The organism is Streptomyces recifensis, assembly GCF_002154615.1.
GTDB classification, from domain to species: domain Bacteria; phylum Actinomycetota; class Actinomycetes; order Streptomycetales; family Streptomycetaceae; genus Streptomyces; species Streptomyces griseoluteus.
Window position 1 is genome coordinate 1 of sequence record NZ_MUNH01000324.1, and the last position, 3,234, is coordinate 3,234.

3 protein-coding genes are annotated in these 3,234 nt (G+C 73.1%); all 3 read right to left on the reverse strand.

Annotation, left to right across the window (positions count from 1 at the left end; genetic code table 11):
• Window positions 1–991, reverse strand: a 991-nt coding sequence (locus CCN33_RS17940) for a dihydrolipoyl dehydrogenase (RefSeq protein WP_086694600.1), incomplete at its 3' end; no start/stop codon positions are given.
• Between the two features lie 242 nt (window positions 992–1,233).
• A complete protein-coding gene (locus tag CCN33_RS17945; RefSeq protein WP_086694601.1) occupies window positions 1,234–2,760 on the reverse strand; it encodes a leucyl aminopeptidase in 1,527 nt (508 codons plus the stop codon).
• 238 nt (window positions 2,761–2,998) lie between these two features.
• Window positions 2,999–3,234: adenosylcobinamide-GDP ribazoletransferase (locus CCN33_RS17950; RefSeq protein ID WP_208621788.1), on the reverse strand; the 236-nt coding region annotated here is incomplete at its 5' end.

Below are 3,234 nucleotides of genomic sequence, written 5' to 3' on the forward strand. Positions count from 1 at the left end.
GACCGGCCAGCCGCTCGGCGACCAGGATGCCCTCGGCGAAGCCGACGTGGGCGAGCTGAAGGGTCGGGACGAGGTCACCGACAGCCGAGATGGTGGGCACGTTGGTGCGCATGTACTCGTCGACCAGGACGTAGCCGCGGTCGATGTTGACGCCCTGCTCCTCGTACCCGAGGTTCTGGGAGACCGGGCCGCGGCCGACGGCGACGAGGAGGACCTCGGCCTCGAACTCCTTGCCGTCCGCGAGGGTGACCTTCACGCCGTCCGGGGTGTACTCGGCCTTCTCGAAGAAGGTGCCGAGGCTGAACTTGATGCCGCGCTTGCGGAACGCGCGCTCCAGGAGCTTGGAGGAGTTCTCGTCCTCGACCGGCACCAGGTGCTTCAGGCCCTCGATGACGGTGACGTCGGCCCCGAAGGACTTCCACGCGGACGCGAACTCGACGCCGATGACACCGCCGCCGAGGATGATCGCGGACTTGGGCACGCGGTCCAGGACGAGGGCGTGGTCGGAGGAGATGATGCGGTCGCCGTCGATCTCCAGGCCCGGCAGCGACTTCGGCACGGAGCCGGTCGCGAGCAGGACGTGGCGGCCCTCGACCCGCTGCCCGTTGACATCCACCGACGTGGGGGAGGACAGCCGGCCCTCACCCTCGATGTACGTCACCTTGCGGGAGGCGATCAGGCCCTGGAGGCCCTTGTAGAGGCCCGAGATCACGTCGTCCTTGTACTTCTGGACGGCGGGGACGTCGATGCCCTCGAAGGTCGCCTTGACGCCGAACTGCTCGCTCTCGCGGGCCTGGTCGGCGATCTCGCCCGCGTGCAGCAGGGCCTTGGTGGGGATGCACCCCTTGTGCAGGCAGGTGCCGCCGACCTTGTCCTTCTCGATCAGGGCGACGTCCAGGCCAAGCTGCGCTCCGCGCAGGGCCGCGGCGTAACCACCGCTGCCACCGCCGAGGATCACTAGGTCGAAAACGGTGCTGGCGTCGTTCGCCACGTCACGTCCTCCATGCATGTGCGCCTGTGCCGGTCTCCGATGACCGGCAGGCGGCTGGTGTCCGGCCGCTCAATGCTTCGGCCCTGTGGTGGGGGCCCTGTCCTGCCGGGCTCCATCTTTGCACCTGTCGGGGGTGCGACGGACGCCGGGCCGGGGTGTGAGACGCCCCACGTCCGCCCCGGACGCCTCACGCCGGGGGCGCGGACCGGCCCGGTCCGCGCCCCCGGCGGCGTCCCGCGGGGTCAGCCGAGGTCGCCGTCGGCGGTCTGCTCGGCCAGCCGCACCAGGGTGCGCACGGCGGTGCCCGTACCGCCCTTGGGCGTGTAGCCGAAGGGGCCGCCCTCGTTGAAGGCCGGGCCCGCGATGTCCAGGTGGGCCCAGGTGATGCCCTCGCCCACGAACTCGCGCAGGAACAGGCCGGCGACCAGGCCGCCGCCCATCCGCTCGCCCATGTTGGCGATGTCGGCGACGGGGGAGTCCATGCCCTTGCGCAGGTGCTCGGGGAGCGGCATCTGCCAGGCCGGCTCGCCGGACTCCTCGGCCACCTCGTGCAGCGAGGTGCGGAAGGCGTCGTCGTTGGCCATGATCCCGAAAGTGCGGTTGCCCAGCGCCAGCACCATCGCGCCGGTCAGCGTGGCCACGTCCACGATCGCGTCCGGCTCCTCGGCCGAGGCCGCCCACAGCGCGTCGGCCAGCACCAGGCGGCCCTCGGCGTCGGTGTTGAGCACCTCGACGGTCTTGCCGCTGTACATGCGCAGCACGTCACCGGGGCGAGTGGCGGAGCCCGACGGCATGTTCTCGGCGAGCGCCAGCCAGCCGGTGACGTTCACCTCGAGGCCGAGGCGGGCGGCCGCGACGACGGCGGCGAACACGGCGGCGGCGCCGGCCATGTCGCACTTCATCGTCTCGTTGTGCCCGGCGGGCTTGAGCGAGATGCCGCCCGAGTCGTAGGTGATGCCCTTGCCCACGTAGGCGAGGTGCTTGTCCGCCTCCGGGTGCCGGTACGCCAGCTTCACCAGGCGCGGGGTGGACGCCGAGCCGGCGCCGACGCCGAGGATGCCGCCGTAGCCGCCCTCCTTCAGGGCCTGCTCGTCCAGCACCTCGATGGTGAGGCCGTGCTCGTCGGCCGCGGCCTGCGCGATCGCGGCGAACGCCTCGGGGTTCAGGTCGTTCGGCGGGGTGTTGACGAGGTCGCGGGCGCGGTTCAGCTCCTCGCCGACCGCCCTCGCGCGGTCGACGGCGGCCTGGTGACCGGCCTCGCCCTCCTCGCCGCCCAGCAGCACGGCCTCGCCGAGCGGGCCGCCGTCGTTCTTCGCCTTGTCGTCCTTCGAGCTCTGCTTGTACGCGTCGAAGGCGTACGCGCCGAGCAGCACGCCCTCGGCGATCGCGGCCAGCGCGCCCGGACCGTCGACGGGGAGCGCGAAGGCGGCCTTCTCGGTGCCGGAGAGGCCGCGGGCGGCCACACCGGCGGCCCGGCGCAGCGCCTCGGGGTCGTACCCGGCGTCCGCCTCGGGCTCGGCGCCCAGGCCCACCGCCACCACGAGCGGGGTGTCGAGACCGGCGGGGGCGGGCAGCTTGGTCAGCTCGCCCTCGGCACCCGAGGCACCGAGGGTCTTCAGGACGCCGGCCAGCCCGCCGTCGTACGCCTGGTCCACGGCCTCGGCGCCGGGCGCCACGACGGGGCCCGTGCCGGCCTTGGCGACGCCGATCACGATCGCGTCGGCCCGTGGGCCCGGCGCCGCGGCCGGCTTGAGAGTCAGAGCAGTCACGGTGGTGAAATCTCGCTTCCGATGTGAAGTTTGCTGGGGCCGTTTGCGCAAGCCGGTCGTCCGCGAGGGGCGACCGCCGCAAGGGGTGGGTCGACTCCCTGTCGGCGAACACCCGCCACGAGAGTACGCGCGTACGTGCGTTCGCTCATTGCCGAGGACCACCCCGGTCGCCCGCGCTTCCGGCACCCCTGTCAGGCGGCGGGGACAACTCGCTCCGGGCGCCGCACAGTTGCCGCCCTCAGCCGACCGGCGGGGCGGTACCTCCCAGGCACAGCACGAGCAGGGCGGCCGTGGCCGCGGTCTCCGCCAGGGCGCCGAACACGTCCCCCGTTACCCCGCCGAAGCGGGAGACGCAGCGGCGCAGCAGGAGCTCGGCCGGGATGAGACAGAGCGGTACGGCGGCCGCCGCGCGCACCGCCTCCCACGGCCCGAGCAGCGCCCCGCCCGCACCGGCCGCCAGCGTCACCGCCGCCC